The following is a 2,374-nucleotide window of genomic DNA, read 5'->3' on the forward strand; positions in this document are numbered from 1 at the left end:
ATCGTCCAGCAGCACCGGGACATCGTTGCCGCCTTCGAGCTGGGCGACCTGAAAGCGGCACGGGACGTGATTGCGCTGCATGCGCTTCATTCCAAGGCCACGATGAGCCGCGCGCTGGAGCGTATATCCTCGGGCAAGACGGCACCCATCGTCGCAGCGCCACCCGCTGCCCCATCTGCACCGCCAGCCTCGCCTGCCTCGCCTGCCGTGCCGCAGAGTGCGCCGCAGATCTGCCCATTCACTGCCAGGACGCTTCCGCCCTATTCACACCAACTGGACTGGCCCGACGGGCTGGAGCCATTTAAGGTGGTCGATGACGGCTCGCAAGGCGACCCTTACGAGCACTACCGCTGGATGCGCGAGCACGCGCCGGTGCTGCGTTGCCAGTCGGCGACTTCGGACGTGTGGTTCCTGTCGCGCTATGAGGATGTCTACCAGGCGATCCGCAATCCGAAGCTGTTTTCCTCCGAAGTCGTTAGCCCGCCACCGCTGACGTTCCTGACGCTGTTCGATGCGCCCGACCATTCACGCTTGCGCAAGGTCGTCCAGCCGTCATTTTTGCCGTTGGCGCTTGATCCTTTCATGGAGCAGATCGGAAAGAGGGCGGAGCACCTGCTCGACGCCATGATCGCCAAAGGCGGCGGCGATGTCGTCGACGATTTCGCTATCCCGCTCAGCATCTCGACCATCTCCACGATGATCGACGTGCCGAATGAAGATGAGGAGAAGATGAAGTTTTGGTCGGACGAGACCTTCAGCTACTTCGGGCGCCTCGCCCGCAATGCGCCGGGGACCGGCACCGACGAGCAGAGCGCGCAGGCTTTCTTCGCTTACCTGAAGCACGCGATGGAGCGGCTCGCTCGCACCGACAGTCAGTCGATCGGCGGGCATATCGCGCGCATGTGGAAGGACGGGTTGCTTACGGAAAAGGAAGCGAAGGAGTTGTGCGCGTTCGTCTTCATCGCCGGGCACGACACAACGACCATCCTCGTCGCCAACGCTTTTAGGATGTTCACCGAACAGCCGGATCTGCTGGGACGGATTCGCGAAAATCCCACCGACGCTGACCGTTTCGTCGAAGAGGTGGCGCGCTATCGCGGCACCGTCCAGCGCGTGAGCCGCATCACCACAGAGGCGACCACGGTTGCGGGCATCGATCTGCCCAAGGGCGCGGTGGTGCGCTTGCTGCTTTCGGCTGCGAACCGTGACAACCGGAAGTTTGCCGACGGCGAGAGGTTCGACATCGACCGCGATTCCAACGGTCATTTGGGTTTCGGCAACGGCATGCACAAGTGCCTTGGTGCTCCGCTCGCGAAGCTGGAAACGCTGATTGCGACGAAGGCTCTCGCCCGCAAGGTTGGCGGTATCGCGCTCGATCCGGCACGACCGATCCAGTACGTGCGTGGCAATAACCTGACCAACTCTGGGCCGGAACACCTATTTGTGAAGTTCCGTGGGTTATCGGCATAAAGCGGATGACAGGAGGCGCGGTCGAGTCAACCCGCGCCCTTCTTTACAGCGGGCAAGGATCGATCATGCGCCGCGGAACGGTATTCGGTTGGCCGCAGCCCGGTCTGCTTGCGGAAGAAGCGACCGAAATAGGCCTCGTCCTGAAAGCCCAGTTCACTGGCGATCTGCTTCACACTGAGCGTCGAATAGCCGAGCAGCCGCTTGGCTTCATGGATCGAGCGCGCATCGATTGCCTCGATTGCCGAGACCCCGAAGGTCGCGCGGCAGATGCGCGAGAGCTGGCCGGTGCTCACGCCCATCTCGACGGCATAGCTGGCGACCGGGCGCCGCTCGCGGCAATGGCGGTCGAGCAACGCGCGGAACCGCTCGATGCGTCCGGCCATGGTCCGCTGCTCAGGACTGGCTGAAAGCCGGGCGCTCTCGCTGAGGCGCCCGATCTTGACAAACAGCGCAATCGTCAGTGCCGCGCCCGCGGTGAACTGCCAGCGCTCGTGGCTCTCCGCCTCGTGCCCAATCGCGTCGAACAGGATGCCTAGAGACGTGCCGCGCTCGACCTCGGGATCGACCGACAGCACTGTCGGTGTGCGGATGAATTCCAGCAGTTCCGGCGCGGCCGCCATCGCCAGCGATTCCAGCGCAGACTGCGCGGCGGTGATGACGTGACCGTCGACGTCGCTGCGAAAGTGAAAGCCGTGAACCGAGCGCGCTGGCACGACGATCAGGCATGGCGCTTCGACTGCCCAGCTCTTGCTGTCGATGAAGGTTTCGCCGCCCCCGGCGGTCACGTAGAGCACCTGGATCAGCGCGTCATGGACGTGCGGCTTGATGTCGAAGTCGAAACGGCCGGCACGCAGCGGAATGGGTTCGTAATGGACCATGTCGACCCAGGATTGGTCGGCTTCCG

Annotated in this window: 2 protein-coding genes; one reads left to right on the plus strand and one right to left on the minus strand. The window is 63.3% G+C overall.

Going from position 1 to position 2,374, the window contains the following annotated elements:
• On the plus strand, window positions 1–1,470 hold a 1,470-nt coding region (locus AWB81_RS42125; protein WP_144444373.1), incomplete at its 5' end, for a cytochrome P450.
• Between the two features lie 26 nt (window positions 1,471–1,496).
• On the opposite strand, the gene AWB81_RS42130 is transcribed toward AWB81_RS42125, so the two are convergent.
• On the minus strand, window positions 1,497–2,374 hold an 878-nt coding region (locus tag AWB81_RS42130; protein ID WP_062644452.1), incomplete at its 5' end, for a helix-turn-helix domain-containing protein.

This window comes from Caballeronia arationis, assembly GCF_001544975.2.
GTDB lineage: Bacteria > Pseudomonadota > Gammaproteobacteria > Burkholderiales > Burkholderiaceae > Caballeronia > Caballeronia arationis.